The organism is Cupriavidus basilensis OR16 (genome assembly GCF_000243095.1).
In the GTDB taxonomy this organism is placed as follows: Bacteria; Pseudomonadota; Gammaproteobacteria; order Burkholderiales; family Burkholderiaceae; genus Cupriavidus; species Cupriavidus basilensis_D.
Map to the genome: position 1 here is coordinate 18695 of NZ_AHJE01000054.1, position 26058 is coordinate 44752.

Genomic DNA, 26058 nt, shown 5'->3' on the forward strand with positions numbered 1-26058 from the left:
ATGCGTGCGCGATGACGCCAGTATCGGCATCCTCACTAACTGAATGGAGACAATGACATGAGTCAGCCAACTGCAATCGTGTTCGGCGTGGGATCGGTCCGCGGAGTCGGCGGCGCCGTGTGCAGGCGCTTCGCACGCGAGGGCTATCACGTCATCGCGACCGGGCGCACGCTGTCCAAGATTGAGGAGGTGGTTGAGGAGATCACCGCGTCGGGAATCGGCAGTGCCGAAGCGCTTCGGACTGACGTGACCGATGAAACGCAGGTGATCGCCGCTTTCGACCGGGCGATGAACCCAGGGCCGGGCCGCAGGCCCGCCGATGTCATCGTGTCCAACGCCGGCAACAACGCCCTCATCGATTTCACGAAACTAACCGCAGCACAGTTCGAAGACTTCTGGCGCGTTGGCTGCTATTCGGGCTTCTTGGTCGGTCGTGAGGCCGCGCGGCGACTGGTCCCGCTGGGCCGCGGCACCGTGATCTTCACTGGCGCCTCAGGCAGTCTGCGCGGCAAGCCCGGCTTTGCGCACTTCGCCGCGGCCAAGGCGGGGCTTCGAATGATCGCGCAAAGCATGGCCCGCGAATACGGGCCCAAGGGAATTCACGTCGCGCATATCGTCATCGATGGCGGCATCCTCGGAGACCGGCTTCAGGGTGCCTATCCACAAATGATTGAGCACCTCGGTCCGGAAGGACTCCTTGAGTATGATGCCATTGCCGAAAACTACTGGATGTTGCACCGCCAGCCGAAATCGGCGTGGACGCAGGAACTCGACCTGAGACCGTTCAAGGAAAACTGGTAACCACACCGAATCAAACAGCTGCCGGCTCAGGAATCGACGCCCCTTGACAGCATGGATTTTGCGATCCGGTGCAACCTGCAATTCTGGTGGTCTTAAACGTTCACCCCTGCACGAGGGATCAGAGATTCGTCCTGCCAACAGGATGCCTCTGGAGATAGCGCGACCGGTGCGGGGGGGCCGATGTGGTTCGCCATACCCTCATCGTAGTGGACTTTCACCACCTGCTCCTTGCCGGTGTCCCAGCGCACTCAGAACTGATGGCGAACGCCCAGGGCAACACCCACCATTGAGGTCTGGCCATTGCCCAGCGCATAGCTGTTGCCCACGGAGAGGCTGGTGGCGAAAGTCGTCGCCAGTGATTCCATCATCAGACCGGCGTGCTTCGCGTATGCCGTGCTCAGATAAACATCGGTACGCTTGGAGAACGAGTAGGTCGAAATGAAGGCGATCTGCCACGGGTTGGCCACGTTCGTGTTGCCGAACAGGCTCTTGAGGTCATCGTAGCTGTACTCGAGCGTCAGGCCAACCGCCGGCGTCACTCGATAGGTGCCGCCGATCCAGTAGTAGTCATCACGCTGGATCAGGACGTCGGTCGCATTCTTGGTATGACCCCAGCGATAGCCGCCCATCACCTTCGCCGGCCCATAGGTGTAGCTTGTGGCGACCACAGCCTTCTTGGCGGTGCCGCTGCCGGTGCCGATGGTCGGATTCCACTGATCGTAGCCAGCAGTCAAGCCGAACGGGCCCGCTCCATAGACCAGCGCGGCGCCATACGCGGTGTCACGCCGGAACTGGCCCGGGACTTCCCCGTTGCCGCCGATTGGCCCCGCCACGCCCACCGCGGCCGGCAGTGCCACCCCGGCACCGAACGACCAGTGAGCGAGGGCTGTTACAGGACCGAGCTTGCCCGTGTACTTGACGGTGTTGTCCTCACGATAGTTGGCGCCCTGCTGCAACACAGTGGGCTCATACTGGGTCGAGTAGGCTCCTGGCACGAAGTTGGCGAGTGCGTCAAACACCGAGGTGTACTGGCGGCCAAGGGTGATCTGACCGAAGCGCGCATCTTGCACGCCCACAAATGCCTGTCGCCCGAACAGTCGGCCGCCTTGTTGCAGGGTGCCGGTATCAAGACCGAAGCCGCTCTCTAGCACGAAAAGCGCTCGAAGTCCCTGACCAAGGTCCTCCGTACCGCGTAGGCCCCAGCGCGAACCGGACAAACCACCGGAGTCCATGCGGACAACGTTGTTCCCCGAACCGGAATTGAAGCCGTTGCTTGCCGTGGGCAATGCGGCAACGTGATTGGCGTACTCGACGTTGGCGTCCGCGACGCCATAGAGCGTGACGGACAACTGCGCGAATGCAGCCGGCGGACAAGCCAGCAGTGCTGCAAGGGCGATTTTCCTGAGGGTCATTGGTGTCTCTCTCCGTTTCTCTTCTTGTTACTACTGATGGAACCAGATTCCTTCCCTGATTGGAATCGCCGAACCAGCGTGCAATGTGTCGATGACTAGCCAAGCAGCGCGTACGTGATCCCTGCACCGTCCCCACGATGGAGGATTGGGGGGGGGCGCAGATCCGTACCCGTCTGGGCAATCAATGCCCGAAATCGGGGCGTCGCGGTGTTGCCCGAATTGTTCTCGGGCCTTCGATTAACAGCCCAGCGCAACGGCAAGTTCCACCAGATTCCTGGCGTGAAGCGTGTTGTCCGCATTGGGAGAGACGTCCTTGTGCTGGAAGGGACCGTATTCCAGCGACCTCTCGATGTAAGCGGTTTGCAGTCCGCATGCGCGCGCATGTGCCAAGTCATCCTGATGAGCAGCCACCATCATGACTTCGCCTGGATCGATATCGAACACCTGAGCGACTCCCAGGTAAGTCGCCGGGTCGGGCTTGTACTTGCGAAAGACCTCTGCCGAAAGAATGCAGTCCCACGGTAGAGATGCGCTCTTAGACATATTGGCCAGCAATCCGATATTGCCGTTCGACATGGTGCAGATCGTGTATCGCGACTTCAATCTGGTAAGGCCTTCCACGGTATCCGGCCACGCCTCCAATCGATGCCAGGCCTTGTTCAGGTTGCGTTTCTCCGCCTCCGTCAAGTGCAGCACCTGAAACGTTTCCAGGAGTTCGTCCAGGACCATCCTGTGCAGGTCGTCAATCGAAGTCCAGCCAAGTTCGCCGGACATGACCTTCTGGATAGCCGGCATGTAGCCTGCCCTCCAGGCCAGCGTGAACTTGTTGCGGTCCACGTCGAGGTTCATCGCGCCGAGTTCTTGCATGACGCTCTTGTACCAATCGACGACTGTCCCGAATACATCGAAGGCAAGCACTTTGGTACCGGCAACCAATTGAGGGTTCATGTGTTCTATCATTTTGTTTACTTCAAGCCCCACTCTTTGAGGAGGATTCACAGGGCCGCTCGCGCGACCATCGAATCAATCACACGTCGTACCCGGGGTTGGTACGCTCGAGCTTTCGCAACAGGGCCGGCCACACGAAACGGCCGCCAATGCCGCCGGTCTGCGCGCGCGCATCGGCCTGCGCGGTCGCCTGGATGGACTCATCGACCATGGTCAACGGCCCGCCGGCCTGTGCCGCAATCTGAATCTGGCAGGCGCTCTCGAAGATGTACATCGCCAGGAACGCGTCGGCGACGCGTCGCACCTACCGTGAGTAGGCCATGATTGCGCAGCATCAGGTAGTTGGCCTTGCCCAAGTCCGATTGCAGTCGCGGCTTCTCCGCGTCACGCAGCGCAATACCTTCATAGTCGTGGTACGCCAGCGAACCCTGGATCACCATCGACTGCTGCGAGATGGGCAGCAGCCCTGCCTGCTGCGCGCTGACGCCGACACCGGCACGCGTATGCGTGTGCAACACACACTGCACGTCAGGCCGTGCAGCATGGATGGCGCTGTGGATGACGAAGCCCGCGCGGTTCACCGTGAACGGCGACTCGGTGAGCTGGTTGCCCGATGCGTCGACGCGCAGGAGCGATGACGCCGTGATCTCGTCGAACAGCAGGCCGTAGGGGTTGATCAAAAAGTCATGGCCGTCACCCGGCAGGCGCGCACTGATGTGCGTGAACACCAGGTCGGTCCAGCCGTGCAGCGCCACCAGGCGATAGCAGGCAGCCAGGTCGCAACGCAACTCTTGTCCAGCTTGCCCACGCTGGTCTTGGGCAGGCTGTCGGCGAACATCACCTCTTGCGGGAAATACCGATGATGGCGGCTTCCTGGATCTGCGGATGCTTGAGGAGAATGTCCTCGAGCTGCAGCGACGAGACCCATTCGCCGCCGGTCTTGATCACGTCCTTCAATCGGTCCACGATCCGGACGCAGCCATCTGCATTCATCACGGCGATGTCCCCTGTGTGCAGCCAGCCACCGCCCCACAGCGCCTGGCTCGCTTGTGCATCACCAATGTAGGACTGCGTGAGCCAAGGCGATCGCGCCACGAGTTCACCGGGCGAGCGGCCATCCCACGGCAGGTCGTTCATCGCTTCGTCGACGACGCGCAACTGGACGAGTGGGATGGCCCAGCCTGCATGGCAGCGGGCTTCGATCTCCTGGTCAGTGGGTGCCTCGGACCGTGCCGACCGGGGTTGTGCCAACGTCAGGATGGGCCCGGTCTCCGACATGCCGTAGCCGGCAAAGACGTCGACTCCGCGTGCCATTGCGGCTTTGGCCAGGGATTGCGCGAGCGCCGCCCCGCCGATGACGACCGTCCAGCCGTCGAGGCGCTGGCCTCTCGCCACTGCCGCGTCCAGCATCATCTGCAGGATCGTCGGCACGCAGTGGGAGAAGGTGACCTTCTCGCGCTCGAACAAGGTGAGTAGACGGTCCGGAATGTATCGCCCGGGGTACACCTGCTTGACGCCCATCATCGTGGCGACGTAGGGCATGCCCCAGGCGTGAACGTGGAACATGGGCGTCACCGGCATGTAGACGTCGTCATGATTGAAGCGACCGGTGCCCGGCCCCGCCAACGCGCAGCGGCTAGCCAGGGTATGCAGCACGAGTTGCCGATGGCTGAAGCAGACCGCCTTGGGCAAGCCGGTGGTGCCGGTTGTGTAGAAGGTCGTGGCACGCGTCGACTCGTCCAGATCAGGCCAATTCTTCACCGCGTTCGAGCGAGCGAGCAGTGCCTCGTATTCGGCGGCGATTGGAAGGCGGATTGCACCCGGATGCGCCTCGTCTGTCATCAGGACCAACTGCTTTCCCGGGTCCACGCGATCCCAGATGTCCTCGAGCATCGGCAGAAACTCCGAATTGACGAGGATGAAGTCGTCCCGTGCATGGTTGATGGTGTAGAGCAATTGCTCGGCTGACAGCCGGACATTGACCGTATGCAGGACCATGCCCGCCATCGGGACCGCGAAGAAGCACTCCAGGTAGCGATGCGTGTCCCAGTCCATGACGGCGATGGTGTTGCCGGGCCGCGCGCCCAGCGACGCCAGGCCCGCCGCCAAGCGCCCGATGCGTTGGCTCAGTTCGGCGTAATCGAAGCGTACGGCATCTCCGTACACAACCTCCTGTGAAGGGCTGCGGGTCAGCCCCGCCTCCAGCAGTTGCTTGATCAGCAACGATTTCGGACCAAAGGCGTCAGATGTGGTGTTCGGTTCCACGGTTACAGATTGCATATCAACAGCCCCTATTCAGAAAATCGAGGAGCGCGGCATTCACCGCCTCCGGTTTTTCTTGTTGCACCCAATGACCGGCATCGGCGATGAACCGGGACGAGACCAAGCGAGGGCAGGCATCGAGGTGCATCGCTTCGAGCGCGCCCGGAAGCATGTGGACACCCCAGTCCTGCTCACCGGCGATGAAGCAGCTGGGCACGTCGATGGTCAATCCGGCATAGAGCTGCAGCCCCTGCTGAAGCTCACGGCTGGTGGCGGCCCGGTACCACAGCAGGCCGCCCTGGAAACCCGTGCGGCCAAATTCCTGGCTATACACGCGAAGCGCTTCTTCCGACAGCCACCGGCTCGGCCGCATCTCGCGTTGTGCAAGGCTGCGGGCGACGGTTTCCGACATCCCCAGGTCGGCGTCCATCACGTAGTAGGTGGGCAGCCGGGCCAAGGATTGCGCGGTCAGGTCGGGCAAGGGCTCGGGCCGCTCGTCGGTGCCCTGCGCACTCTTCAGGTAGTAGTAGCCCCGCAGGAATTCATGCAAGCCCTGGCGGGCGGCGTGCATCTCGGCATTGGCGCGCGGGCCGGAGTAGTAGAGTTGGTAGTGCTTGCGCGGGCGCTCGAGGGCCGAAAGGCCCGCGAGGGCTTCCGCCAGTTGCCTGGAACGAAGGTCCGGGGCATCAGGTGCGCCGAGCCGGAACAGCGGCGGCCCGGTGAAAGGCGTGGCCAACATCGCCAGTGAACGGAAGACGTCGGGGCGGATCAGCGCGCACCAGGCCGCCACGTGCGAGCCGAAGTCATGACCCACCACGGCGTGGACCGACGTCCTTCCAAGCGCCTGGACAAGACCCAGTACGTCTCGCACCAGGTTGTCCATTCGGAATGTGCAAAGGTCCGTGTCGGCCTCGGCGATCCAGCCCGTCGTGCGGCCATAGCCGCGCTGGTCGGGCGCGACCACGTAAAATCCCGCTTGCGCCAACGCGTTCAGCTGGTGCCGCCAGCTGAACGCCAGCTCGGGGAAGCCATGCAGCAGCACGATCATCGGCGTCTCGGGACGCGGGTCGCCCGCCTCCAGCCAATGCATGCGAAGGCCATTGCCGTTGTCGGAATAGCACGCGCGCACGCCGGGCTCGAGCGGCAAGGTCATCATGGATGGTTCCTGGGTCATTGTTCAGCGCGCGGAGACATCCGACATCTTCCCGACCGGAAGCGATCGATGATCAGCGCGGGGGCGAATCGACCCGCTGCCGATCATCACGAAGGCGCCGGCCAGCATGACGCCGGCGATCAGGAACAGCCCGCCGGTCAGGCTGCCGGTGGATTGCTTGATCACCCCTAGCACGTACGGGCACGCAAGTCCGGCCAGGTTGCCCAAGCTGGTGATGATCGCGATGCCTGCAGCAGTCGATTGCGGGGACAACTGGGCGGTCGCGACCGCCCAGAAGACCGGTAGCGCCGACACCGAGCCGGCAATCGCGATCGCGATCAACCCTACCGACAGCCACATGTAGGCACCGGTCCAGCTTGTGAGCGCCAGCCCCACCCCGCCGATGGCAACCGCCACGGCGTAGTGCCAGCGACGCTCGGCTCGCTTGTCCGAGTGGCGGCCATACAGGATCATGGCCAGGGCCGCGAATGCATAAGGCACGGCGGAGATCAGTCCAATGATCTGCATGTTCTTTGCGCCCAAGCTCTGGATCATCGTGGGCATCCAGAAACTCAGGGTGGTGCCGCCGCAAACGGCCGCGAAGTACAGGAAAGACAGCAGGTAGACCTTGGGGTCGCGCAGTGCGGCACCCGCGGCCTCCAGCGCCGGCGTCGAGGCGTGAGGGGCAGCTTGCGTGGGCAGTTCGACGCAGATCATTCGCTTCTCGTCCTCCGACAGCCACTTGGCCTCTTCAGGCGAGTTGGACAGGCAGGCGTAGACAACGAAACCTAGAAAGGCAGAGGGCAAGCCTTCCAGCAGGAACATCCATTGCCAGCCGGACCAGCCGTTGCGGCCGTCGAACGATTGCATCATCCAGCCCGACAGCGGGCCGCCGATCACGCCGGAGAGCGCGATCGCGGTCATGAAAAAGGTGGTGGTGCGCCCGCGCCGGTGCGACGGGTACCAGTAGGTCAGGTACAGGATGATGCCGGGGAAGAAGCCTGCCTCGGCAATCCCCAGCAGGAAGCGCAGCACGTAGAACATGGTCGGCGTGGTGACGAACATCATCGCCGCCGAGATCACCCCCCAGGTGATCATGATGCGCGCGATCCAGATGCGCGCGCCGACCTTGTGCAGGATCACGTTGCTCGGCACCTCGAACAGGAAGTAGCCGATGAAGAAGATGCCCGCGCCGCAAAGAGGCCGCCCACCACCGTCGCGCTCATGAGCAAGGCGATGATGCGCGCGCGGCGTGCTGCCGGGAACCAGAAAGTCAGGTAGAGCACAATGCCCGGGAAGAAGCCAGCCTCGAACGCCCCCAGCAGGAAGCGTGCAATGTAAAACTGCGAGGGCGTAGTGACAAACATCGTCGCCGCGGAGATCAGGCCCCAGCACACCATGATGCGCATTATCGTCAGGCGCGCACCGATCTTCATCAGGAAGATGTTGCTGGGCACCTCAAACAACGCATAGCCGACGAAGAAGATGCCCGCGCCGAGTCCGTAGATAGAATCGGTCAGGTGCAGGTCCGAGCTCATCTGCAGCTTGGCATAGCCGACGTTGATCCGGTCGATATACGAGATGACGTAGGCCAGGAAAAGCAGCGGAACCAGCCGCCACGTGATCTTCCGGTACATCTTCTCCCTGCGTAGTTCATACGCATGGTCCATAGGACCTGCTAGGGCGGGTTTTGCGGTTCGGTTCATCGTGGGTCTCCAACATTCTTCTTATATTTAAGGGCCGTATCAGTCATCAGGGCCGTGCCGTGGGATGACCAGGGCCGAGCGGGGCCGGTCCGCAAGGCCCCGTCAGGTCTCGGCCATCGCGGCCGCTTTCTTGTAGATGCTGTTGACGGGATGCTTGAACAGGCGGCGCACCATCGGCTCGAACTCCGCAAGCGGCAACGTCTCGGCCGTCGGGTCGAAGGCCGGGCTGTCATACAGCTCGCAGAACTCCGCCGTGCGGTCGTAGTGCGGATGCCCGGCGAACTGCTCGCGCATGTCGCGGTCCATGCCCAGATGATGGAAGAAGTAGTGCCCCTGGAAGATCCCGTGGTTCTGAACCATCCAGTGATCGGCTTCGCTCACGAACGGCTTCAGCACCGCTGCGGCAATGTCCGGGTGGTTGAAGGTTCCCAAGGTGTCGCCGATGTCATGCAGCAAGGCGCAACATACGTACGCTTCATCGCGACCGTCGCGCAAGGCCAGGGTTGCAGTTTGCAAGGAGTGGTCAAGCCGGTCGACAGGAAAGCCGCCAAAGTCGCCCCGAAGCAGACTCAGGTGATGAAGGACTCGGTCGGCTAGCCCTTGGGAGAACGATTGAAACTCACCCGCGATTGCCATCCAATCTTGGGCCGTGCTTTCTTGGAATCTGCGAAATGTTGCGCGCTCAGTCATGGGTGTCAACCAGTGTGATGAAGGATTGCATATGGTACGGATGGGCATGCGCGCGCGAATGCAATGCAGCTGACATTCCACGGGTAAGTCCTAGGGTCAGTCGCTCGCGGCGCCGTGCTCAGGCCTCGCTGAGCGCGCGCAGCGTCTGCTCCGACTCGATGACGATGCGGCCGTACGACAGCGACAGTGCACCCGTCGCGGCCAGGGCCTTGAGCTCCAGGGACAAGGTCTGGCGGGTGAGGCCCAGCATCATCGCGAGGGTCTCCTGTGTGATGGGAATCATCCGCCTGGAACGGGGCAAAGCCGGGGCGTCGCCGCGCGCCAGCCTGAGCAATCGCCGCACGACGCGAGCGCGCGTGCTACGCAGCGCCGCATCCTCGAAGAAACTGAACATGGTTCGGGTGCGCGCGGTCTGCAGGACCGCAATCGCCCGTGCGAACCGGGCATTCAGCATCAATTGCTCGAACAGTGGTGGCGCGATGTGCAGCACGTCGGCGTTGCGCACGGCATGGATGTCGTGCGTGCGGGGCAATCCGTCGAGCGACGATGCCTCGCCGCACCAATCCCCCGGCTCGAGCAAGCCGAAAATCATCTGCCGCCCGTCTTCAAGGACCGAGGAGGCAGCGAGAGCACCACTCACCACGCCGAAAAACCCGTTCGCCGGATCCCCCGTGCGCACAACGAACTCGCCGCTTCTGACACGAAACGGGCGCCCTTGCGTTAGCAATGCCTCTTGCGACGCCGGTTCAAGCGACTCGAACCATGGGTCGCCGAAAATGCCCAGCAGCTCTTTGTATGGCGTCGACATTTGAGGATGCTCTGTTACCGGGGGGACGAGCCGCCCGGTCTGCGCATCGCCGCCTTCAGTACGGCGAGGGCATGGCTTCCATTCACATCAAGCTGGAGGCAGGGCATATCTGGTCGCTTGGTTGGCACTGCGCAATGAGGGATCGCATCAGCCCTTGGGCATTCGCTGGCGGCATGCGGTTTCTGCTCCCCGGCTGGTCATTCATGCAGTGGAGCAGGGTCCGAAAAGAACCAACCGGAAATCGCGCCTACCTGACCCGGACGACGACCTTTCCCTTGGCTCGGCCTTTCTCGACATAGGCCATGGCCTCGTTGGTCGAATCAAATGAAAAAACCCGATCCAATACCGGCCGTATTGCGCCGGCATCAATCAGTGAAGTGATCTCGCTCAACTGGCGCCCGCTGGCCTTCATGAACAGGAATGAATATTTGAGGTCACGACGTATCGCCCGCTTCCGGACTCCGTAACTCAGGAGACGAACAGCCGATCTCACGAACCACGGTGCTCCGATGCCACGTGCGAAAGCGGGATCGGGAGGTCCGGAGATCGAGATGAGTGTTCCGCCGGGCTTAAGGACGCGCAGAGATTTCTCCAGCGCAGTTGCGTCTTGGCTGTGGAGGACAACATCGTAGCCCTGCAGTACTTTCTCGAAATCGTCTTTCTTGTAATCGATGACGACGTCTGCCCCAAGACCTCTTACCAGGTCGGTGTTGGCGCTGCTCGTGGTGGTGGCTACAGTGGCGCCAACATGCTTGGCCAACTGGATCGCAAATGTGCCTACGCCACCGGAACCCGCCTGGATGAATACCTTCTGTCCTTTCTTCAGATTGGCCTTCTCGATCAACGCTTGCCATGCCGTCAGCCCCACCAGGGGGATCGATGCGGCTTCTTCCATGCTGAGTGCCTTGGGCTTGATCGCCAGAGACGCTTCCTTCACCGCGATGTACTCGGCGAAGGTGCCGATGCGGAAATCATCAGGCCGGGCATAGACCTCGTCGCCCGGCTTGAACTGCCGGACGCGAGAACCGACCTCGACTACGACGCCGGCCACGTCGTGACCCAGGACAACGGGCAAGCGATAGGGGAGGATCAGCTTGAACTCGCCGTCCCTGATCTTGGAATCCAGCAAATTCACACCTGCCGCATGGACCTGGACCATGACCTCATCCTCACCCAGCTTCGGGCTCGGTACCTCCGCGCAACGCAACGCGCGCTGTTTCCCGTACCGATCGAGAAGAAATGCTTTCATGGTCGCTCTCATTCCTGACGCCCCCAGGTCTGCGAGCGGCCCAGCATTGGCACGCCAATGTAGCCGCGCACGCTGAGCGTCTTGCCATCGTCGGCCAGGCGGACCTTGCTGCGATAGACCTTGCCGTTGTCGGGATCAAGAATCTGGCCGCCGACATACTCTTCGCCCTCCTTCTTCAGGCCACTCAGGATGACCAGGCCGATGACCGGCGCATTCTTGTTCGCGCCCTCGCATTTATCGCACTTCGGATTTGGGTCTTCGCTCGGGGCGGGAAACACTTTCTCTATCTTGCCCTGAAGCGTTCCATTCGATTCAGTGATGCGGATCAGCGCGCGCGGCTTGCCGCTGACGTCGTCAACATTCTTCCACAGGCCAGCGGGCGAAGCATCACCGGCCCGCACCGGCGGCGCCGCGAGCGCCGCGGCGAGAATCAGAGCGACGCCGGCCGCTTGTTTCAAACGAAGCGTTGCCATGGCTTCAACGGTTAACGTTGCCTGGCCAGCGCGTGGCCGCCTGGCGATGCATGATGACATGGGCATTCCTTTCTCACAGATTGGATGACTGGGTATGTGCAACATGGAAAAGCGCGCGAAGCGGGTAACCGGCTACGCTTCAAGCCGCAGGTCTTTGCGAACCCCCGCATCCAGCACGCTGGTAGGCGCAAACCTGCGCAGCATGCGCATGCGCCTTGCCAGGCCGGGGGCGTAGTGAATTTTTGGATGCGTCGCCATGGCCGCCTTCAGCACGACGTCGGCCACCACTTCTGGCCCGTCCGCGTTGACGAGAACTTCCTTCACCCGCCTCTCCACGCTCGCGCGAATCTCTCGATACACATCGAGAGGGGCATCGGGTTTCATCAGGTTGGCATCAAAAGGGGTATTGATGTAGGCCGGCTCGACCACCGAAACGCGGATCCCCAACGTGCGCAGCTCATGGTCGAGCGCTTCCGAATAGCCGGCCACCGCGTGCTTGGTGGCGGAATATAGCGCCATGTAAGGCATCGGCAGGAAGCCGAGCACGGAGCCAATGTTGATGATGCGGCCATCCCCTTGGCGACGCATATGTGGCACGACGGCCCGTGTCATACGAACTATCCCAAAGAAGTTCGTATCGAAGATCGACTGGGCCTGCTCGATCGAGCTCTCCTCCGCACCCGCCGGAGCGACCCCGAAGCCGGCGTTGTTGACGAGAAGATCAATACGGCCTTCCAGTTGCATCACCTTTTGGACGGCAGCATCGACGGACTCGTCCCTCGCTACGTCGAGAGACAGCAGCTCGAACGAGCGCTGACCGGTTGTGCCTGCGCGTCTACTGGTCCCGTACACCTTGTAGCCCGCCTTCGCGAGCCGCTCCGCGGTGGCTTGGCCGATGCCTGAGGAGGCCCCGGTAACGAGGGCAATCTTGCCGCGCATGTTCATGAAGTTTCTCCGTCAGAGTGTGGAGTTCGGGATCGTCCGGGATGCGCGTTGAGGGCGATTCGACGTGACGCTCCAATACGAGCGTCATCGTCATTTCGCATGATGCGCATCATATTAATTGGCGAGCGAAATGGGTTGCATTAGCGAGAGTTCAGATTTTAGATACCAGGGGGGACCAGGCGTTTCAGCGCAGCTTCGAGCAGGCGATTGGACAGTGCCGGCTCGTCGACTGCACGAGCCAGCACCAAGGCACCAACCATGGTAGCGATGGTCACGAGTGCTTGTTCGTGTGCCTCGGGTTGTCCCCAGTCGGGAGATTGTCGGGCGACCAGGTCCGTCATCGCCTTGACGTGGCGAGTCGTCGCACGGCGCACTTCGGGCGCCTGTCGCGGCGTCTCCGAGCCTAGCGCGGCTAAGGGACATCCCATCTCGACAAGTTCGAGGTGTTCCTTGGACAGATAGGCTCGACACATGGATTCCAAGGCCGTCCTGGGGGTCGCATTAGCAACAACGTCTTGCGCGACGGCCGCGGACTCCGCACACGCTCGATCCGCGGCTTCTGCCAGCATGGCTTCGCGCGAGGGGAAATGAGCATAAAACGCCCCATGCGTCAGCCCGGCGTCCTTCATGATGTCGGCGACGCCAGCGCCGTCATAACCACTGCGCCGGATCGCCCTGGCAGCCGCGGCCACAATGCGTTCGTGCGACGCTTCCTTGGCAGCGCTTCTAGCGTTGATTTTCGTATTTCGCATGATTTATATCATACCAAATCTGCCCGATGTGTGTGCTGCGGTTTTCCCGCAGACGACAACTGCCTAGTCAGCGTTCCCTCAACCGGCCTTCCTGGTTCGCTTGCCATCGGGTTCAGCGCTCGGCGAACCTCCCCATCCGGCTGTTGCATTGGCGGCCGAAGTCTCGGCACGCTTGCGATCCGCCCCAAGCCCGACGACGACGTTGATACACATCGGCACCAGGATTTCAGCAGATGGATCGTCGATGGCCGCGAAGTGACCACCGAATTCGAGCATGATGAATCCGTGCAAGGCGCTCCACTAACTGGGCCGCAATCCGATCGGGATCGATCTTGCGCACGATGCCGCCTTCGACCAGGCGGGTGCACTCCCAATGCAGATACGCGTAGGACGCGGTGAACGATGCCGAGCGCCCTCTCGACTCCGACTCCGGCGTGCCTCGCGAGGGGCTATATCTGCCGTGGATTGACAGACCGAACATCAGGTCGTACAGATGAGGGTTGCTTCTCGCGAAGTCACGGCACGCGAGAGCCATCGCACATAGATCGATCATGGGATCGTCTGTGTTTGCAACCTGCTTGATCGCAGCCTGCCGTTCAAATCCGTCATCCGCAACGGCCTGAAGCAATTCAGGCACGCCGCCAAAGTACGTGTAGACCCCCATCGTTGACAGCCCTGCTTCACTCGAAACCGAACGGGCCCTCACTTCGGAAGGGCCATTCGTCGTGGGCAGACGAATCGCTGCCTCGGCTAGGCGGGTGCGCGCATCATTCTCGGTGGTGCCGTGATCGGCGCCGATGACGCGAGCGGCGTGATCGATCGTCATTTGCATATTTTCGGCTACCGGAACTTGCTGGTGTGCGATGGTGCCGCGATGCCGGCAAATCCTGGCGTGAATCCGGCGCTGACGATCACTGCGCTAGCCGAGTACGCGATGGCGCAGATTCCCTCAGCCGCTCCGGCATCGGTGCCGGATTCGCCAATAGCGCGCTGAAGATATCCCCTTTCCTCCTCCCCAAGGTGCAGACCGCAGAGCGGAACGCACCGTTGGTTCGCCCCAGCGGGTCCACTAGACTCTCCACACCGTCGCGCGATTGCACGGCGTTCCAGAAAACCATTCGGAGACAGGCTTTTGGCAGGCCCCGCGCATCACAGGCGCGCGGGCCGGCCGCACGTACTCGCATGCAAGCGGCCACGTGCGACGTCCAGACCTCCATGGAAGTCCAGCCACATTCTAGAAGCACAGGTGTATGACTAGTCCAATTTCCATCTTTGACCTGCGAGGCAAGGCCGCCTTCATATCCGGTGCATCAAGCGGTATCGGTCAACACACTGCCCGTATGCTGGCAGAAGCAGGCGCAGCCGTTGCCCTGGCGGCTCGCCGAGCGGATCGTCTTGATGCGGTTGTTGCCGAACTACGGTCTGAGCGCCACAAGGCCTGCGCAGTAAGACTCGACGTCACCGACCCGTCGACCATTGAGCCGGCATGGCGCGAAGCCGAGCATCAGCTCGGCCAGCCGATCGACATCCTGTTCAACAACGCCGGTGTCATCTACATCGAGCGCTTTACCTCCCAGTCATACGAAGCGGTATCCCGCATCTTCGACACCAACCTGAAAGGCGCCTTCATGGTCGCCCAGGAGGCCGCACGCCATATGTCGACGCGCGGCCAGGGCAGCATCATCAATATCGCCTCATCGTCGGGGTTGCGCGCCGGCGGCCAGATGTCGAGTTACGGCGCGTCCAAGGCCGCGCTCATACATCTGACGCAAATCATGGCCCTTGAACTCGCCAGGAAGGGTGTGCGCGTCAACGCCCTGGCGCCAGGCAACATCCAGACTGACATGCAGGCGGAGTTCACCGAGCGCGGCATCGAAGACGGCATCATGAAGCGAATCCCGATGCGCCGGTTTGGCGAGCCCTCCGATCTCGACGGCGCGACGTTGCTTCTCGCCTCCGATGCCGGCCGTTACATGACGGGTGCAGTCATTCCCGTCGACGGCGGACAAGTCCTTAGCTGGATGTAAGCGGAACTTCAAACAAACAACATGGAGACAGACATGAATGCGAAATCGCGCCGCTGCTACGCGGCCATGCTCGGCACGGCATTGCTCGCCTTGACCCAGATTTCCTTTGCCGATTCATACCCTTCTCGCCCGATCAAGGTCGTGGCCCCGTACGCGGCTGGCGGGGCGATCGATATCGTCGCGCGCACGTTGTCAGACCCGGTGGGCCGCGCGCTTGGACAACCCATGGTTGTCGACAACAAGACAGGGGCGGCAGGCAACCTTGGCGTGGATGCCGTAGCCAAGGCAGCGCCAGATGGCTACACGTTGACCGTGGCCCTGAGCTCCAACCTGATGATCAACCAGTTCCTGTATGCGAAGCTGCCTTACAACCCGGGCAAGGATCTGACGCTGATTGCAAAAGTCGCGGATGCCCCTCTCGTGCTTGTCGTGAACTCGCATCTCGGCGTCAACAACCTTGCGGACCTGCGCAAATACGCGCAGGCCCACAAGGGCAAGATGTCGTATGGATCGTGGGGAGTCGGGACCATTTCTCACCTCAGCGCGAGCCGGCTCAATGACCTGCTTGAAGGCGACATGGCGCACGCCGCCTACCGCGGTGAAGCGCCAATGATCAACGACCTCGTCGCAGGGAATATCCAGCTTTCATTCGTCACCGGTGCACAGGCGCCACAGTTCATCGCGGCCGGACGGCTCAAGCCCATCGGGGTGACCGGGCCGGCCCGCCTGGCAGCCTTGCCCAATGTCCCGATCTTGAGCGAGGTCGGCATGAATGACCCGACGCTACGCGCGGTGGGCTGGGTTGGCGTGGCCGCCCCGGCCGGAACGCCTGAGCCCATCGTCCAGCGACTGGCTGACGAAATCGACAAGGCACTGAAGAAGCCGGATATCCGGAAGCGCATCCTCGACCTCGGCTGGACACCGAGCTACCAGGACCCCCAGGGCATCGCCGCGACATACGGCCGCGAAGCCCCGGTCTGGAAGGAAGTCGTACGTCAATCCGGCGCAAAACTGGACTGATCAATCCCCGCTCATACGAGACAACGCAACATGACCAATGCCGCAACCACGATGACAGCCGATCGCACGGCCGTCAGGGAAATGAATAGCTGGTTCTTCGAGACTTACTTGCCTGCGTGGGTACAAATGGGTTCCGATGCCACCTTGAACGACGGGGCAATCCTCGAATACTGGGGTGCGCCGTTGCACGCCGCGTCGGTCAACATGACGCGGTGCCTGCTCACCGGCGACGAAGTCATCGGCCTGCTTCGCGCGAACCAGGAGCCATTGCAGGCGCAGCAGTACACCCATACCGTGGTACTCGATCGCCATGTGAAGGGCTACAACAGCAACGCCGGCTCCATCGATGTGATCTGGTCGCGCCGACGTGCGGACGAAACCGAGATTGAACGCCGCGCGGTCCATTTCGACATCCATCGCACCGGCCAGGGCTGGCGAGTGGTCACCGTGGCAAGCACGCTGACCGACCGTACATCGCTCGGCGAAATCTGGGAAACCGTTTAAACGAGGAGAAGAAAACATGACGCAATCCAACGATGCAGCGCTCGTGCTCTGCGAACTGCGCCAGGGCGTCGCCATCGTGACGCTCAACCGCCCGCCGCAAAACCGGCTGAATCGCCCGCTCTATGCCGAGCTGGAGGCCGCGGTGCGCCAGGGCGTTCGTGAGGGTGCGCGATGCATGCTGTTTCGCAGCAACATCGATGACTTCTGCCTCGGTGGCGACTTCCGTGAGTGGCCACATCTCCAAACACACAGCGCGCGACGCGAACGCTTTGGCTATTCGAACGGCATCCTGAACGCGATCGAATCGCTGCCGATCCCGACCATCAGCCAGATCAACGGCCGGGCATATGGCGGCGGCTTCGAGTTTGCGCTGCACACCGACCTGATCATCGCTGCCGAATCGGCAAGGTTCCGCTTTACCGAAGCGACGCTGGGCGTCTCTCCGCTGGCAGGTGGCGTACAACGCATCGCCGAGCGCTGTGGCCGCAGCGTGGCTGCGCGACTGGTGATGCTGTCGGAGGAAATCACCGCGGCAGAGGCCTTGTCCCTGAATATCGTCGCCAAGGTGGTGGCCGATGAGCAGCTCGCAGAGGTGGCACTCGCTCACGCCGAAGGACTTGCCGCGGGTCCCACGCGCGCACACGCCGTTACCAAATCGATGCTCGGCGCATGGTCCGCGGGCGGCGTGCGCGGCGCCGATGAAGTGATGATCGAGCATGTCTCGGTGTTGGTCGCCACCGACGATGTGCAGCGTGGCGTCAGCTCCGCGATCAAGGCGATCGACGCGGGCGTGGCCCGGCCGGAGATTTCATTCAACGGGCAGTGAGGACCTTTTTTATGCAAGCAGAAGAACACTACATCGCCGCCGAAGGCGGTATTGAACTCCACGCATGGGTGTTCCGGGCGGCAGCCGGCACGGGGCCTGTTCCAGCGATCACGATGGCGCACGGCTTTTCCGGCCTCAAGTATCGGGGTCTACGCGCGTACGCCGAGCGGTTTGCGGCGGCCGGTTTTTCCGTGATCGTCCACGACCATCGCAACTTCGGCCTCAGTGGCGGCGAGGTTCGCGGCGATATCGATCCTTGGCGACAGATCGCAGACTGGCGCCGTGTCATCACCTACCTCGAGACGCTCGACGGCATCGATCGGCAACGCATCGGCATTTGGGGAACAAGTTATGCCGGAGGTCACGCGGTGGTGCTTGGCGCGACCGATGCCCGGATCAAGGTGGTGGCGGCACAGGTCCCTATCGTCAGCGGCTACGAACAGAGCCTGCGACGGGTCGCACCTGACGCCCGCACGGCTCAGCAAGCGCTCCTCAACGAGGACGAACTTGCGCAGCTGCGTGGGGAAGCGCCGATGATGCAGCGTGTGGTGAGTCTCGACCCTGCCGTGCGTGCCGTCTACCGGTCCAAGGAGATGATGGAGTTCCATGACGCTTTCGAGATTCCGGACGGCGTCGATCACAGCGAATTCGTTACGGTGCGCTCGACAAGGCTGTCCCAGATGTATGAACCGGGTCAGTGGATTTCACGCATCGGGCCGAAGCCGCTGCTCATGGTGGTGGCAGAGCACGACACGGTGACACCAACCGATCTCGCGCTGGCCGCCTATGAACGGGCCGTGGAGCCGAAGCAGCTCAGGATTATCGGCGGTGGGCATTTCGACGCCTACCGCAAGGAGTTCGAGGCTTCCAGCAGCGCCGCACTGAGTTGGTATCAGAAACACCTGATGCCCGGGACACACGTATGAGGGGTATAGCGACGCCACTCGATCCTGCGGTACCGGAGGGCATCCTTGTGCTCGTGCACGGCTATCTCGACGGCCCCGATGTCTGGGCTCGCGTTGTCGAAAGACTCGAACTGCCCGGCTGGAGCATCCTCTGCGTTGCATGGGGAGAAGACCAACCACCGGAATCCACGTCCGAACTGCAACTCGAACAGTACGCCAGCGCGGTCCTGGCGGAAGTGCATCTCGCATGCATTTCGGGCTCGGCAACCGTCGTTGTTGTAGGCCATAGCATGGGCGGCCAGATCGGCGAGCTCGTGGCCCGTCGTCTTGGGTCTCGCGCAGCGGGGCTGGCCCTGGTCACTTCTGCCCCGCTGGGCGGTTATGCCTTGCCGCCTCCGGTCATGGAGCGCTTCATGTCACGCGCCGGCATGAAGGACAAGGACGCGATCCGCGAAGGAAAGCGTAGCCTGGCCATGGCGCTGGACGAAGAAGGGTTGGATATCTTGGTCCGCTGCACGGTCGCAACGAGCCACGACCAGGCTCTTGCGCAACTGCGCGCATGGACCGGAGGCCATCCGGCCGGCGGGTCCCCATCATCGGTCGACCAACCCGTTCTCTGCATTGCGACCGACGACACATTCTTCAGTGAAGAACTTGTGGGAGCGACGGCGGCACGTTTTCCAAACGGGACAACGGCCAGGGTGCCCGGCGCCGGCCACTGGCCCCAACTGGAACAGCCGGAAGCGTTGGCGCAAACACTGACGAACTTCATCCGGACGCTGCCAGGACAGACTGCCAACCAACCCTGACTTTCCGGCGACAACAAACAGGAGACATTCGGATGCAATCCAAAGAGACACGCTCTCGGCCGGCAGGGAGCCAGTATCCCTTGCTAATCAAGCAACTGCTGCTTTCGCCATTGACGCAGGCCCCCGATCAGTCGATTGTCTACCGCGACAATCACTCGTATACATACCGCGCACTCAGGGAGCGGATCGGCAGGCTCGCTTCCGGACTGCAATCGCTCGGGGTTGGCCACGGCGACACCGTGGCGGTACTCGACTGGGACAGTCACCGGTACCTGGAGTGCTTCCTCGCGGTGCCGATGATGGGTGCCGTACTGATGACGGCCAACATCCGCTTGAGCCCGCAGCAGCTTCAATATACGCTTGAGCAATCGAAGCCGAAAGTCCTGCTGGTTCACCGCGACTTTCTCGAACTCGTGGAATCGTTCAGCGAAGTCGTCAGGAACGCGAAGTGCCTGCTGATCCTGGATGACGAAGATGACTGCACCGCGGCTGGCGGTTACGAAGCGCTGCTGGCCCGGAGTCGCGCCGATTTCCGATTCCCCGACTTTGACGAGAACACCTGCGCCACGCTGTTCTATACGAGTGGCACGACAGGATTGCCCAAGGGAGTCTCCTACAGTCATCGCCAGATCGTGCTCCATACGCTCGCCGTCTGCGCGGCGTTTGCCATGCCAGCCAGCCAGGGGCGCTTTCACAGGGGCGATGTCTATATGCCACTCACGCCAATGTTCCACGTCCACGCGTGGGGCATGCCTTATGTCGCGACCATGATGGGGGTGAAACAGGTCTATCCCGGGCGCTATACACCCGAAGGGATCCTGGCACTGCGCGCCCGCGAGGGCGTGACGTTCTCCCATTGCGTTCCCACTATCCTGCAGATGCTTCTCGATCGGGCCGAGCTTGATCGCGTCGACCTCTCGGAGTGGAAGATCGTGGTCGGCGGCGCCTCGTTCCCCACGAGCCTGGCCAGCAGAGCCGTGGAACACGGGATCGATGCATTTGCGGCCTACGGTATGTCGGAGACCTGCCCTTTCGTCACCAGCTCGCATCTGGAACCGTCCCTCTGCGCTACGGACGATTCAGCCGAGGCGATTACATCCCGGACACGCGCCGGGCGCGCATTACCGCTGATGGATATACAGATCGTCGATGCTGCGATGCAGCCGGTGCCTGAGGGAAATCACACCCAAGGGGAAATCGTGCTGCGCGCCCCGTGGCTCACGCAGGCGTACCACATGAATGCGTCCGCCTCAGAAGAGCTCTGGCGCGGCGGTTATCTTCATACAGGCGATATTGGTCTTCTCGATGAAGCCGGATACTTGCGCATCACCGACCGCCTGAAGGATGTGATCAAGACGGGAGGTGAATGGTTGTCGTCGAGCACATTGGAGGACCTGATTCGTCAGCATCAGTATGTTCGCGAAGCCGCCGTTATCGCCGTCCCCGATTCCAAGTGGGGTGAGCGTCCGATGGCGATCGTCGTCGCAGCGACGTCTTCCCCAGGCTCGTTCGATGCAACCGCCATCCGGAACCACCTGTCAGACTACGTCACCTCAGGGCACATTCCGAAGTATGCTATCCCGGAGACGATACACTTTGTCGACGACTTGCCGCGCACCAGCGTGGGCAAGTATGACAAGCGTGCCATGCGCGAACGTTACCAGCATGTCGGGGGACCAAGTTGAAGAAAATGGCGAAGGAGCACCCTTCAACCGAGACAATCGGAAAGGTTGACCCCGTTGCATACGATAGCGAGGAAGGCATCGATCGGAACTTTGTCGAAGCCCTCGCCCGAGGGCTGCGCATCCTCCAGGCATTCCATTCAAGCGAAGAGCGCCTGAGCAATCTCGAAATCGCTCTGCGATGCGGGCTGCCGAAGTCGACGGTGACCCGCCTGACCTATACGTTGACGACGCTCGGCTTTCTGCATCACATCCACGAACTCGGACGCTACCGTATCGGTCTGGCCACGCTCACGCTGGGACGCATGGCCCATTCCCGGCTGGATCTCATGCAAGCGAGCGAAGGATTGCTGCAGGAGCTCGCTGATAGTACTCGCACAATGATTTCGCTCGGCATCCGCGACGATCTTTCGGTCCTGTATATCGACAGTCACCGAAGCCAGTCAACTGCGATTACGCTGAATCTAGATATCGGTTCGCGATTGCCACTTGGAACAACTGCAATGGGCCGAGCGCACATAACGATCATGGGCGTTGCCGAACGTCGAATCGTTCTCGATCGTCTGCGGGCGTTGAGCGAGGCCAACTGGCCTGCGCTCGAGCACGGCATCTCGAGGGCTTTCCTCGATATTGCAGAACTCGGGTGCGTGACGTCGTTCGGTGACTGGAACAAGGAAATCAATGCTGTCGCAGTGCCCCTGAAGCTCGGCAATGCGCTGCCTCCGGTAGTGATCAACGCCGCTGCGCCCACCAGGACGGTATCAGCGGAGACATTCATCTCGGAGGTTCGCCCCCGCGTGATTACGGCAGCCAGGATTATCGAGAATCGCTACAAACGCAACTGGCTGCAAGCCTAGCAGGGTCCGAAGAGAATCAAGGGATACGGGTACGAAACGCGCGCACTTCCTGCCGGATTTCCCCCCTTTTTGCCACGCCCTAACTGCTCCTCCCTCGCCCAGTGCCAAGCGCAATGATTTGGCCTTGCTTCAGACCATCTCAAAAATAGCAGCAATACCCTGCCCGCCCGCAAATGCACATGGTCACCAGCGCATGGCGGCCTTGCACGCGTTGCAGTTCGTACAGGGCCTTGACGGTGATCAGCGCGCCGGTGGCGCCGATCGGGTGGCCCAGGGAGATGCCCGAGCCATTCGGGTTGACCTTGGCCGGATCGAGACCGAGCGCCTTGGTGACCGCTCAGGCTTGCGCGGCAAAGGCTTCATTGGCTTCGATCACGTCGAGGTCGGCCACGGTCAGGCCGGCACGGTCCGGCGCCTTCTTGGTGGCCGGTACCGGGCCGATGCCCATGGTCTTGGGATCGATGCCGGCATGTGCATAGGAGACCAGGCGCGCCATCGGCTTGAGGCCGCGCTTCTCAGCCTCGGCGCGCTCCATCAGCACCACCGCGGCGGCGGCATTGCTCAAGCCCGAAGCGTTGCCCGCGGTTACCGTGCCGTTCTCCTTGACGAAGACCGGCTTGAGCTTGGTCATGTCTTCCATGACCGCGTCGTGGCGCACGTGCTCGTCGGTGCCGAAGGTCACATCGCCCTTGCGGACCTTCAGCGTGACCGGCAGGATGGAGACCGCGCCGAAGCGGGGGCTGACTAAGCGGCAATGCGGTGGTTTTCTGCTCTAGCGATGGAGGGAGACCATCGTTCAACGTGCGATCGGAGCGGGTCATTGAGGACGGCAGTCCGGATCTCTAGCAGTGCGTGCGCGTGCCGCCGCCGCCAGGCCATCTGTTGGCGTTTGACGAACCGATTGCTGATCACCTGGTTGACGGTCGACTCGACGAAGCCCGATGCAATGGGCGCGCCGTGGCGATAGCGGTCACCGTAGTTCACGACGAAGCCCCTGTTGTTATCCAGATAAATGATCAACGCCTCGAGCTTGCCAAGGACCTTAGCCTCCTCGGGGCCGGCCTCGGCGTCGAGAATCAGTGGCTGGCACACTGTATATTTATACAGTACGTGTGTTACATTACGCAGCACCCACCAACGCCCGGAGTTGCCGCCATGCCCGATTCTCGCGCCATCAAATACATCATCGTGCCCTACCGCAAAGGCAAGAGCGACGCACTCCTGCCCGGTGAGATCCGCCAGGCGTCCAGCGAAGTCAACGCAATCCGCATTGCCAACGCTATGGCATCGAGCTTCGTCGGCGTCGCGGCTTATGAGGTATTGGTGGACGAGGAAACCGGCGAGATGAATTCGCCTCGAATCCTGGTGCAGGAAGGGAGCGTCCCTGCCCTGGGCGAGTGACAAAAAGGGAGCCGTCCAAACGCCTACAGTCGCGCATCCACCGGGCCGACGGCAGACTGCTGAGCGACCGGGATCCCGAGCGCGCGCAGTTTCCCGAGCGGGCGCGCGGCTTCATGCGGCCCTGCCCGCCCGAGTTCCATCTATGCGCCCCCCTGCGCCGAAATCTGGGATCTGCTGCGAGAGATCCACCGCCTGCAGGTCCTACTGCTGCGCGCAGATTGTTCTCCGAGGCGGTGTGTCCATGTCATCACTATGAGAAGTATCAAGTCGCGTTGGCGCGCTGGGCGGAAACCAGCCATGTGCTGCCCTACAATGAAACGCGCAATGCCCGCCGGAATGGTGAAATCAAGACGATAGCGCATGCTTTTTGCTTAACGAAGGTGGTTATCGCAAGAGCGATATGCAGGCTAGCGATAAGCTAGCCGCGTGAGGGCATCTGCTCGGCCTACTAGTGGTGGAGAGGCTATGCAAGGAAGCAATGACAAGGTGCGTGTTGTAATTTTTGCCGTGTTGATTGCACTGCTTACTGCATGCGGCGGAGGTGAAGGTGGCTCGAGTGGCACGGCCACCCCACCGGGCGGCATTCATCTGCAAATAGTCTCCTTCGGCGACAGCCTGTCTGACGTCGGGACCTTTGCGCCGATCGCTAGCGCGGTCGGTGGGGGGCGTTTTACGACCAATCCGGGGCAAGTGTGGACTGAGGATGTTGCGCAATACTACGGTGATACGCTCACCGCTGCATTTACGATCAGCATTACTCATCAGTTAAGTGCGCAAGGTGGCCTCGGCTATGCGGAGGGCGGCGCCACGGTGGCAACGCCGGCAAACCTGTACGATTTTCTTACGGACGTGATCGGCAATATCGAAATGCCCGTCAACCAGCAGGTTTCGAGCTATTTGACTGCTCACGGGAACTTCAACGCCAATCAACTGGTGCTGGTCTTTGCCGGCTCGAACGACGTGCTTCGCGCCGGGGCGCTGCCGGCCGCGGCGCAGACCGTGCAGACAGCGGCGACCACCCTGGCTCAAGTTGTCGCACAAATCGTCCAGAACGGCGCCACGCATGTCGTAGTGGTCAATGTCCCGAATATCGGACTGTCGCCCAAAGGCATCGCCTCGCTCGACGGCGGGGCAAACCTGACACAGCTATCGCAAATATTCAACAATAGCTTGAACGCAGCCTTGCAGGCCGATGGCTTGCAAGGCAAGGTCATCCAGATCGATTCCTATACATGGGAGAACCAGGTCATCGCGAACTTTCAGGCCAATGGCTTCGTCGTGTCAAACACCGGCGTCGCCTGTGACCCTGCGAAAACGCCTAAGGACACTGCCTTGCTGTGCTCGCCGGCTACCTACGTGACGGCCAATGCCGATCAGACATACATGTTCGCCGACGACCTTCATCCGACGACACGTCTGCATGCACTGTTCGCCCAGTTCGTGGAGCAGCAGATCGCTAGGAGCGGTCTTGGCCGCTGAGCCTGAGGATGGGATGCCTCGCCAACTCGGTCCGACCTTGTCTTGCCGTTGTAGGACGCACTCCCATAGCGGCGCCTTCATTCCTGACCTAAAACCCAGGCATCCGCATCAGCATGGAGTCCCATCGTGCGACCAGGCGTAGAAGTCACGCGCAACATAGAGGAAGAGTTGGAAGACCTGGACGAAACGGATAGGGCCATCGAACGCTCAGGGAAACGCATTGAGGCTCAGGAGCAACGCATTGCGCACTTGAAGAGGGACGGCGTAGATAGAGAAAGCGCCGAGCTGCTTCTCGCCGACATGCGCGACAGCCTCAAGCAACTCATCTTGCACCGCGCGCTTATTGTCACGGCCATCACGCGCAGGGAGTGAAGAACCCGCTGCTAGTCTGTTCATGTGCACGCACTATCCACGCGCGTCGCGTGCCGCCCTTTTGCTTGTGAGTGCGACGACTCGCTTCTTTCAATCGCGAATAGGACAACGCCCTACACGCCTATCGCACGGCCTCACCTAGAACAAGGACATGTCCACTACGAAGGAATGTGAGCATGTCAATCACAACGGTTCGGGTATTGCGGGCTGACGACGCCAGTGGGGTCATAGAACCCGACGCCCCCAATGGTAAGCGCGTCACCTACCCGTGCAGAGGTGCCGCCATCGCCGCCGGCGTCCATCTAGCCATGCAGGAAGATGCGGTCCTAATGATCCATGGAGTCGGTGAGCAGAAAAGCGAGTTCGACTTTAGCGGCGACGAATCCCCGACGATCAAACTGGTCGAACCAACGACCATCACAGGATGTAGGACGCAGACCGACGCCGTTGCCTGCTGAACCGCCCTACAATCAGTTACATGAGTGACGAGCGGGCCGTTGGCTCATTGGTAATGCTCAATTTTTTCGCCAAGCTTGTAGGGGGTGACGAGGACGAACAGATTCACTTTCGCGCCTCCGGCACCTACCCGAAGTGTCGCCTGCAGGGTCGCTATCGTGACCAGACAATTGACGTGACGGCAACGGATTTCTTTCAAGCCCTTTGCCAAATCCGAGAAGTACTCGCGGGGGATGGGTTATATCCGCAGTGTCACGGGTCTAGCCTGAATGTGTACTCCGTAGGTCGCCCTCACAAGGTAGATGACGGCTTGCGCGCGTACCGACTCAGCATGGGCCGCGATGTCACGCCGTTCGATATGGTTGCCGTCTTCGATGCATGCGAAGCGAGTGTTCTGCCGGCCACTGTGCGTGAGCAGCATGACTACTACTGGCAATGGTTGCAGTCGACTGCATGATGGTCGCCACGCATCGGTCTCCTCCGACGCGCGGTAACCTAAACCAATTGGACTGCATTCAGGA

28 protein-coding genes and 4 pseudogenes are annotated in these 26058 nt (G+C 61.4%); 15 read left to right on the plus strand and 17 right to left on the minus strand.

Features of this window, described 5'->3' with window-relative positions:
• Positions 1-57: 57 nt before the first annotated feature.
• Complete coding sequence (locus OR16_RS20580) at positions 58-801, plus strand: SDR family NAD(P)-dependent oxidoreductase (RefSeq protein ID WP_006159887.1); 744 nt, start codon at positions 58-60, stop codon at positions 799-801.
• 248 nt (positions 802-1049) lie between these two features.
• Here the strand turns inward: OR16_RS20580 and OR16_RS20585 are convergent, their stop codons facing one another.
• The 15 genes and pseudogenes from OR16_RS20585 to OR16_RS41590 form a co-directional block, all read right to left on the minus strand.
• Positions 1050-2213, minus strand: coding sequence for a porin (locus OR16_RS20585; protein ID WP_006159888.1), 1164 nt, complete (start codon positions 2211-2213; stop codon positions 1050-1052).
• A gap of 237 nt (positions 2214-2450) precedes the next feature.
• On the minus strand, positions 2451-3161 hold the full coding sequence (locus OR16_RS20590; RefSeq protein WP_043420476.1) for a haloacid dehalogenase type II: 711 nt from the start codon (positions 3159-3161) through the stop codon (positions 2451-2453).
• A gap of 79 nt (positions 3162-3240) precedes the next feature.
• A pseudogene (locus tag OR16_RS20595) lies at positions 3241-3949 on the minus strand (class II aldolase/adducin family protein).
• 49 nt (positions 3950-3998) lie between these two features.
• Positions 3999-5426 (minus strand): long-chain-fatty-acid--CoA ligase, encoded by a 1428-nt coding sequence (locus OR16_RS20600; protein WP_237717138.1) that lies wholly within the window; start codon positions 5424-5426, stop codon positions 3999-4001.
• A gap of 16 nt (positions 5427-5442) precedes the next feature.
• Complete coding sequence (locus tag OR16_RS20605) at positions 5443-6579, minus strand: alpha/beta hydrolase (protein WP_006159891.1); 1137 nt, start codon at positions 6577-6579, stop codon at positions 5443-5445.
• Between the two features lie 21 nt (positions 6580-6600).
• Positions 6601-7770: pseudogene (locus tag OR16_RS20610) on the minus strand (MFS transporter); the annotation flags it as partial.
• The gene (locus tag OR16_RS39905; protein WP_237717140.1) at positions 7716-8282 is read right to left on the minus strand and encodes an MFS transporter; all 567 of its coding nucleotides are present in this window, start codon (positions 8280-8282) and stop codon (positions 7716-7718) included. The pseudogene OR16_RS20610 and the gene OR16_RS39905, both read right to left, overlap by 55 nt.
• Before the next feature lie 102 nt (positions 8283-8384).
• Complete coding sequence (locus OR16_RS20615) at positions 8385-8972, minus strand: HD domain-containing protein (RefSeq protein ID WP_043420468.1); 588 nt, start codon at positions 8970-8972, stop codon at positions 8385-8387.
• A 118-nt stretch (positions 8973-9090) separates the two neighbouring features.
• Positions 9091-9780: a Crp/Fnr family transcriptional regulator gene (locus OR16_RS20620; protein ID WP_006159895.1), complete on the minus strand. Its 690-nt coding sequence runs from the start codon at positions 9778-9780 to the stop codon at positions 9091-9093.
• A 247-nt stretch (positions 9781-10027) separates the two neighbouring features.
• A complete protein-coding gene (locus OR16_RS20625) occupies positions 10028-11029 on the minus strand; it encodes an NADP-dependent oxidoreductase (RefSeq protein WP_006159896.1) in 1002 nt (333 codons plus the stop codon).
• 8 nt (positions 11030-11037) lie between these two features.
• Positions 11038-11502 carry a DUF2147 domain-containing protein gene (locus OR16_RS20630; RefSeq protein ID WP_050983043.1) on the minus strand — a complete coding sequence of 155 codons (465 nt, stop codon included), beginning with the start codon at positions 11500-11502 and terminating at the stop codon, positions 11038-11040.
• Positions 11503-11634: 132 nt separating this feature from the next.
• Positions 11635-12447: an oxidoreductase gene (locus OR16_RS20635; protein WP_006159898.1), complete on the minus strand. Its 813-nt coding sequence runs from the start codon at positions 12445-12447 to the stop codon at positions 11635-11637.
• Between the two features lie 158 nt (positions 12448-12605).
• Complete coding sequence (locus OR16_RS20640; protein WP_006159899.1) at positions 12606-13199, minus strand: TetR/AcrR family transcriptional regulator; 594 nt, start codon at positions 13197-13199, stop codon at positions 12606-12608.
• 78 nt (positions 13200-13277) lie between these two features.
• Positions 13278-13475 carry a hypothetical protein gene (locus tag OR16_RS44900; protein ID WP_202801092.1) on the minus strand — a complete coding sequence of 66 codons (198 nt, stop codon included), beginning with the start codon at positions 13473-13475 and terminating at the stop codon, positions 13278-13280.
• Entirely contained in the window at positions 13426-14025 is a 600-nt protein-coding gene (locus OR16_RS41590; RefSeq protein ID WP_202801093.1) for a TetR/AcrR family transcriptional regulator, read from the minus strand. Before OR16_RS41590 ends, OR16_RS44900 begins: the two co-directional genes overlap by 50 nt.
• Here OR16_RS41590 and OR16_RS40500 point away from each other — a divergent pair.
• The 9 genes from OR16_RS40500 to OR16_RS20685 all read left to right on the plus strand — a co-directional run bounded on the left by OR16_RS40500 (position 14011) and on the right by OR16_RS20685 (position 21829).
• Positions 14011-14193, plus strand: a complete 183-nt coding sequence (locus OR16_RS40500) for a GMC oxidoreductase (protein WP_237717141.1) — start codon at positions 14011-14013, stop codon at positions 14191-14193. The two genes, OR16_RS41590 and OR16_RS40500, sit on opposite strands and share 15 nt — an antisense overlap.
• Before the next feature lie 256 nt (positions 14194-14449).
• Positions 14450-15226, plus strand: a complete 777-nt coding sequence (locus tag OR16_RS20650) for an SDR family NAD(P)-dependent oxidoreductase (protein WP_043420469.1) — start codon at positions 14450-14452, stop codon at positions 15224-15226.
• Positions 15227-15292: 66 nt separating this feature from the next.
• Positions 15293-16246, plus strand: a complete 954-nt coding sequence (locus OR16_RS20655; RefSeq protein ID WP_237717142.1) for a Bug family tripartite tricarboxylate transporter substrate binding protein — start codon at positions 15293-15295, stop codon at positions 16244-16246.
• A 30-nt stretch (positions 16247-16276) separates the two neighbouring features.
• A complete protein-coding gene (locus OR16_RS20660) occupies positions 16277-16750 on the plus strand; it encodes a hypothetical protein (protein WP_006159904.1) in 474 nt (157 codons plus the stop codon).
• Between the two features lie 16 nt (positions 16751-16766).
• Complete coding sequence (locus tag OR16_RS20665) at positions 16767-17576, plus strand: enoyl-CoA hydratase/isomerase family protein (protein ID WP_006159905.1); 810 nt, start codon at positions 16767-16769, stop codon at positions 17574-17576.
• A gap of 11 nt (positions 17577-17587) precedes the next feature.
• Positions 17588-18502: an alpha/beta hydrolase gene (locus OR16_RS20670; protein WP_043420482.1), complete on the plus strand. Its 915-nt coding sequence runs from the start codon at positions 17588-17590 to the stop codon at positions 18500-18502.
• 47 nt (positions 18503-18549) lie between these two features.
• Positions 18550-19290, plus strand: coding sequence for an alpha/beta fold hydrolase (locus OR16_RS20675; RefSeq protein WP_237717143.1), 741 nt, complete (start codon positions 18550-18552; stop codon positions 19288-19290).
• A 32-nt stretch (positions 19291-19322) separates the two neighbouring features.
• Positions 19323-20975 (plus strand): fatty acid--CoA ligase, encoded by a 1653-nt coding sequence (locus OR16_RS20680; protein WP_006159908.1) that lies wholly within the window; start codon positions 19323-19325, stop codon positions 20973-20975.
• A 5-nt stretch (positions 20976-20980) separates the two neighbouring features.
• The gene (locus OR16_RS20685) at positions 20981-21829 is read left to right on the plus strand and encodes an IclR family transcriptional regulator (protein WP_006159909.1); all 849 of its coding nucleotides are present in this window, start codon (positions 20981-20983) and stop codon (positions 21827-21829) included.
• A gap of 129 nt (positions 21830-21958) precedes the next feature.
• Here OR16_RS20685 and OR16_RS20690 read toward each other — a convergent pair.
• Positions 21959-22547 (minus strand): annotated as a pseudogene (locus tag OR16_RS20690) (acetyl-CoA C-acyltransferase); the annotation flags it as partial.
• Positions 22548-22573: 26 nt separating this feature from the next.
• Positions 22574-22903, minus strand: a pseudogene (locus tag OR16_RS20695) (ISKra4 family transposase); the annotation flags it as partial.
• Positions 22904-22984: 81 nt separating this feature from the next.
• On the opposite strand from OR16_RS20695, the gene OR16_RS20700 reads away from it, so the two are divergent.
• The 5 genes from OR16_RS20700 (at position 22985) to OR16_RS39910 (ending at position 25994) form a co-directional block, all read left to right on the plus strand.
• A complete protein-coding gene (locus OR16_RS20700) occupies positions 22985-23230 on the plus strand; it encodes a hypothetical protein (protein ID WP_006159912.1) in 246 nt (81 codons plus the stop codon).
• Between the two features lie 465 nt (positions 23231-23695).
• Positions 23696-24709 carry an SGNH/GDSL hydrolase family protein gene (locus tag OR16_RS20705; RefSeq protein WP_043420471.1) on the plus strand — a complete coding sequence of 338 codons (1014 nt, stop codon included), beginning with the start codon at positions 23696-23698 and terminating at the stop codon, positions 24707-24709.
• Positions 24710-24835: 126 nt separating this feature from the next.
• Positions 24836-25081: a hypothetical protein gene (locus tag OR16_RS20710; protein WP_006159914.1), complete on the plus strand. Its 246-nt coding sequence runs from the start codon at positions 24836-24838 to the stop codon at positions 25079-25081.
• A gap of 176 nt (positions 25082-25257) precedes the next feature.
• Positions 25258-25539, plus strand: a complete 282-nt coding sequence (locus OR16_RS20715) for a hypothetical protein (protein WP_006159915.1) — start codon at positions 25258-25260, stop codon at positions 25537-25539.
• A 20-nt stretch (positions 25540-25559) separates the two neighbouring features.
• Positions 25560-25994, plus strand: a complete 435-nt coding sequence (locus OR16_RS39910) for a hypothetical protein (protein WP_006159916.1) — start codon at positions 25560-25562, stop codon at positions 25992-25994.
• The last annotated feature ends 64 nt before the right edge of the window (positions 25995-26058 follow it).

Excerpts from the sequence above, each read along its gene's own strand:
- OR16_RS20615 (WP_043420468.1), bottom strand. The coding sequence starts at position 8,972 with ATGACTGAGCGCGCAACATTTCGCAGATTCCAAGAAAGCACGGCCCAA.
- OR16_RS20605 (WP_006159891.1), bottom strand. The coding sequence starts at position 6,579 with ATGATGACCTTGCCGCTCGAGCCCGGCGTGCGCGCGTGCTATTCCGAC.
- OR16_RS20635 (WP_006159898.1), bottom strand. The coding sequence starts at position 12,447 with ATGAACATGCGCGGCAAGATTGCCCTCGTTACCGGGGCCTCCTCAGGC.
- OR16_RS20630 (WP_050983043.1), bottom strand. The coding sequence starts at position 11,502 with ATGGCAACGCTTCGTTTGAAACAAGCGGCCGGCGTCGCTCTGATTCTC.
- OR16_RS41590 (WP_202801093.1), bottom strand. The coding sequence starts at position 14,025 with ATGACGATCGATCACGCCGCTCGCGTCATCGGCGCCGATCACGGCACC.
- OR16_RS20640 (WP_006159899.1), bottom strand. The coding sequence starts at position 13,199 with ATGCGAAATACGAAAATCAACGCTAGAAGCGCTGCCAAGGAAGCGTCG.
- OR16_RS20700 (WP_006159912.1), top strand. The coding sequence starts at position 22,985 with ATGCCCGATTCTCGCGCCATCAAATACATCATCGTGCCCTACCGCAAA.
- OR16_RS20655 (WP_237717142.1), top strand. The coding sequence starts at position 15,293 with ATGCTCGGCACGGCATTGCTCGCCTTGACCCAGATTTCCTTTGCCGAT.
- OR16_RS20680 (WP_006159908.1), top strand. The coding sequence starts at position 19,323 with ATGCAATCCAAAGAGACACGCTCTCGGCCGGCAGGGAGCCAGTATCCC.
- OR16_RS20670 (WP_043420482.1), top strand. The coding sequence starts at position 17,588 with ATGCAAGCAGAAGAACACTACATCGCCGCCGAAGGCGGTATTGAACTC.
- OR16_RS20625 (WP_006159896.1), bottom strand. The coding sequence starts at position 11,029 with ATGAAAGCATTTCTTCTCGATCGGTACGGGAAACAGCGCGCGTTGCGT.
- OR16_RS20585 (WP_006159888.1), bottom strand. The coding sequence starts at position 2,213 with ATGACCCTCAGGAAAATCGCCCTTGCAGCACTGCTGGCTTGTCCGCCG.
- OR16_RS20590 (WP_043420476.1), bottom strand. The coding sequence starts at position 3,161 with ATGAACCCTCAATTGGTTGCCGGTACCAAAGTGCTTGCCTTCGATGTA.
- OR16_RS20705 (WP_043420471.1), top strand. The coding sequence starts at position 23,696 with ATGCAAGGAAGCAATGACAAGGTGCGTGTTGTAATTTTTGCCGTGTTG.
- OR16_RS20580 (WP_006159887.1), top strand. The coding sequence starts at position 58 with ATGAGTCAGCCAACTGCAATCGTGTTCGGCGTGGGATCGGTCCGCGGA.
- OR16_RS20650 (WP_043420469.1), top strand. The coding sequence starts at position 14,450 with ATGACTAGTCCAATTTCCATCTTTGACCTGCGAGGCAAGGCCGCCTTC.
- OR16_RS20715 (WP_006159915.1), top strand. The coding sequence starts at position 25,258 with ATGTCAATCACAACGGTTCGGGTATTGCGGGCTGACGACGCCAGTGGG.
- OR16_RS44900 (WP_202801092.1), bottom strand. The coding sequence starts at position 13,475 with ATGCTCGAATTCGGTGGTCACTTCGCGGCCATCGACGATCCATCTGCT.
- OR16_RS20665 (WP_006159905.1), top strand. The coding sequence starts at position 16,767 with ATGACGCAATCCAACGATGCAGCGCTCGTGCTCTGCGAACTGCGCCAG.
- OR16_RS39910 (WP_006159916.1), top strand. The coding sequence starts at position 25,560 with ATGAGTGACGAGCGGGCCGTTGGCTCATTGGTAATGCTCAATTTTTTC.
- OR16_RS20620 (WP_006159895.1), bottom strand. The coding sequence starts at position 9,780 with ATGTCGACGCCATACAAAGAGCTGCTGGGCATTTTCGGCGACCCATGG.
- OR16_RS20660 (WP_006159904.1), top strand. The coding sequence starts at position 16,277 with ATGACCAATGCCGCAACCACGATGACAGCCGATCGCACGGCCGTCAGG.
- OR16_RS39905 (WP_237717140.1), bottom strand. The coding sequence starts at position 8,282 with ATGAACCGAACCGCAAAACCCGCCCTAGCAGGTCCTATGGACCATGCG.
- OR16_RS20685 (WP_006159909.1), top strand. The coding sequence starts at position 20,981 with ATGGCGAAGGAGCACCCTTCAACCGAGACAATCGGAAAGGTTGACCCC.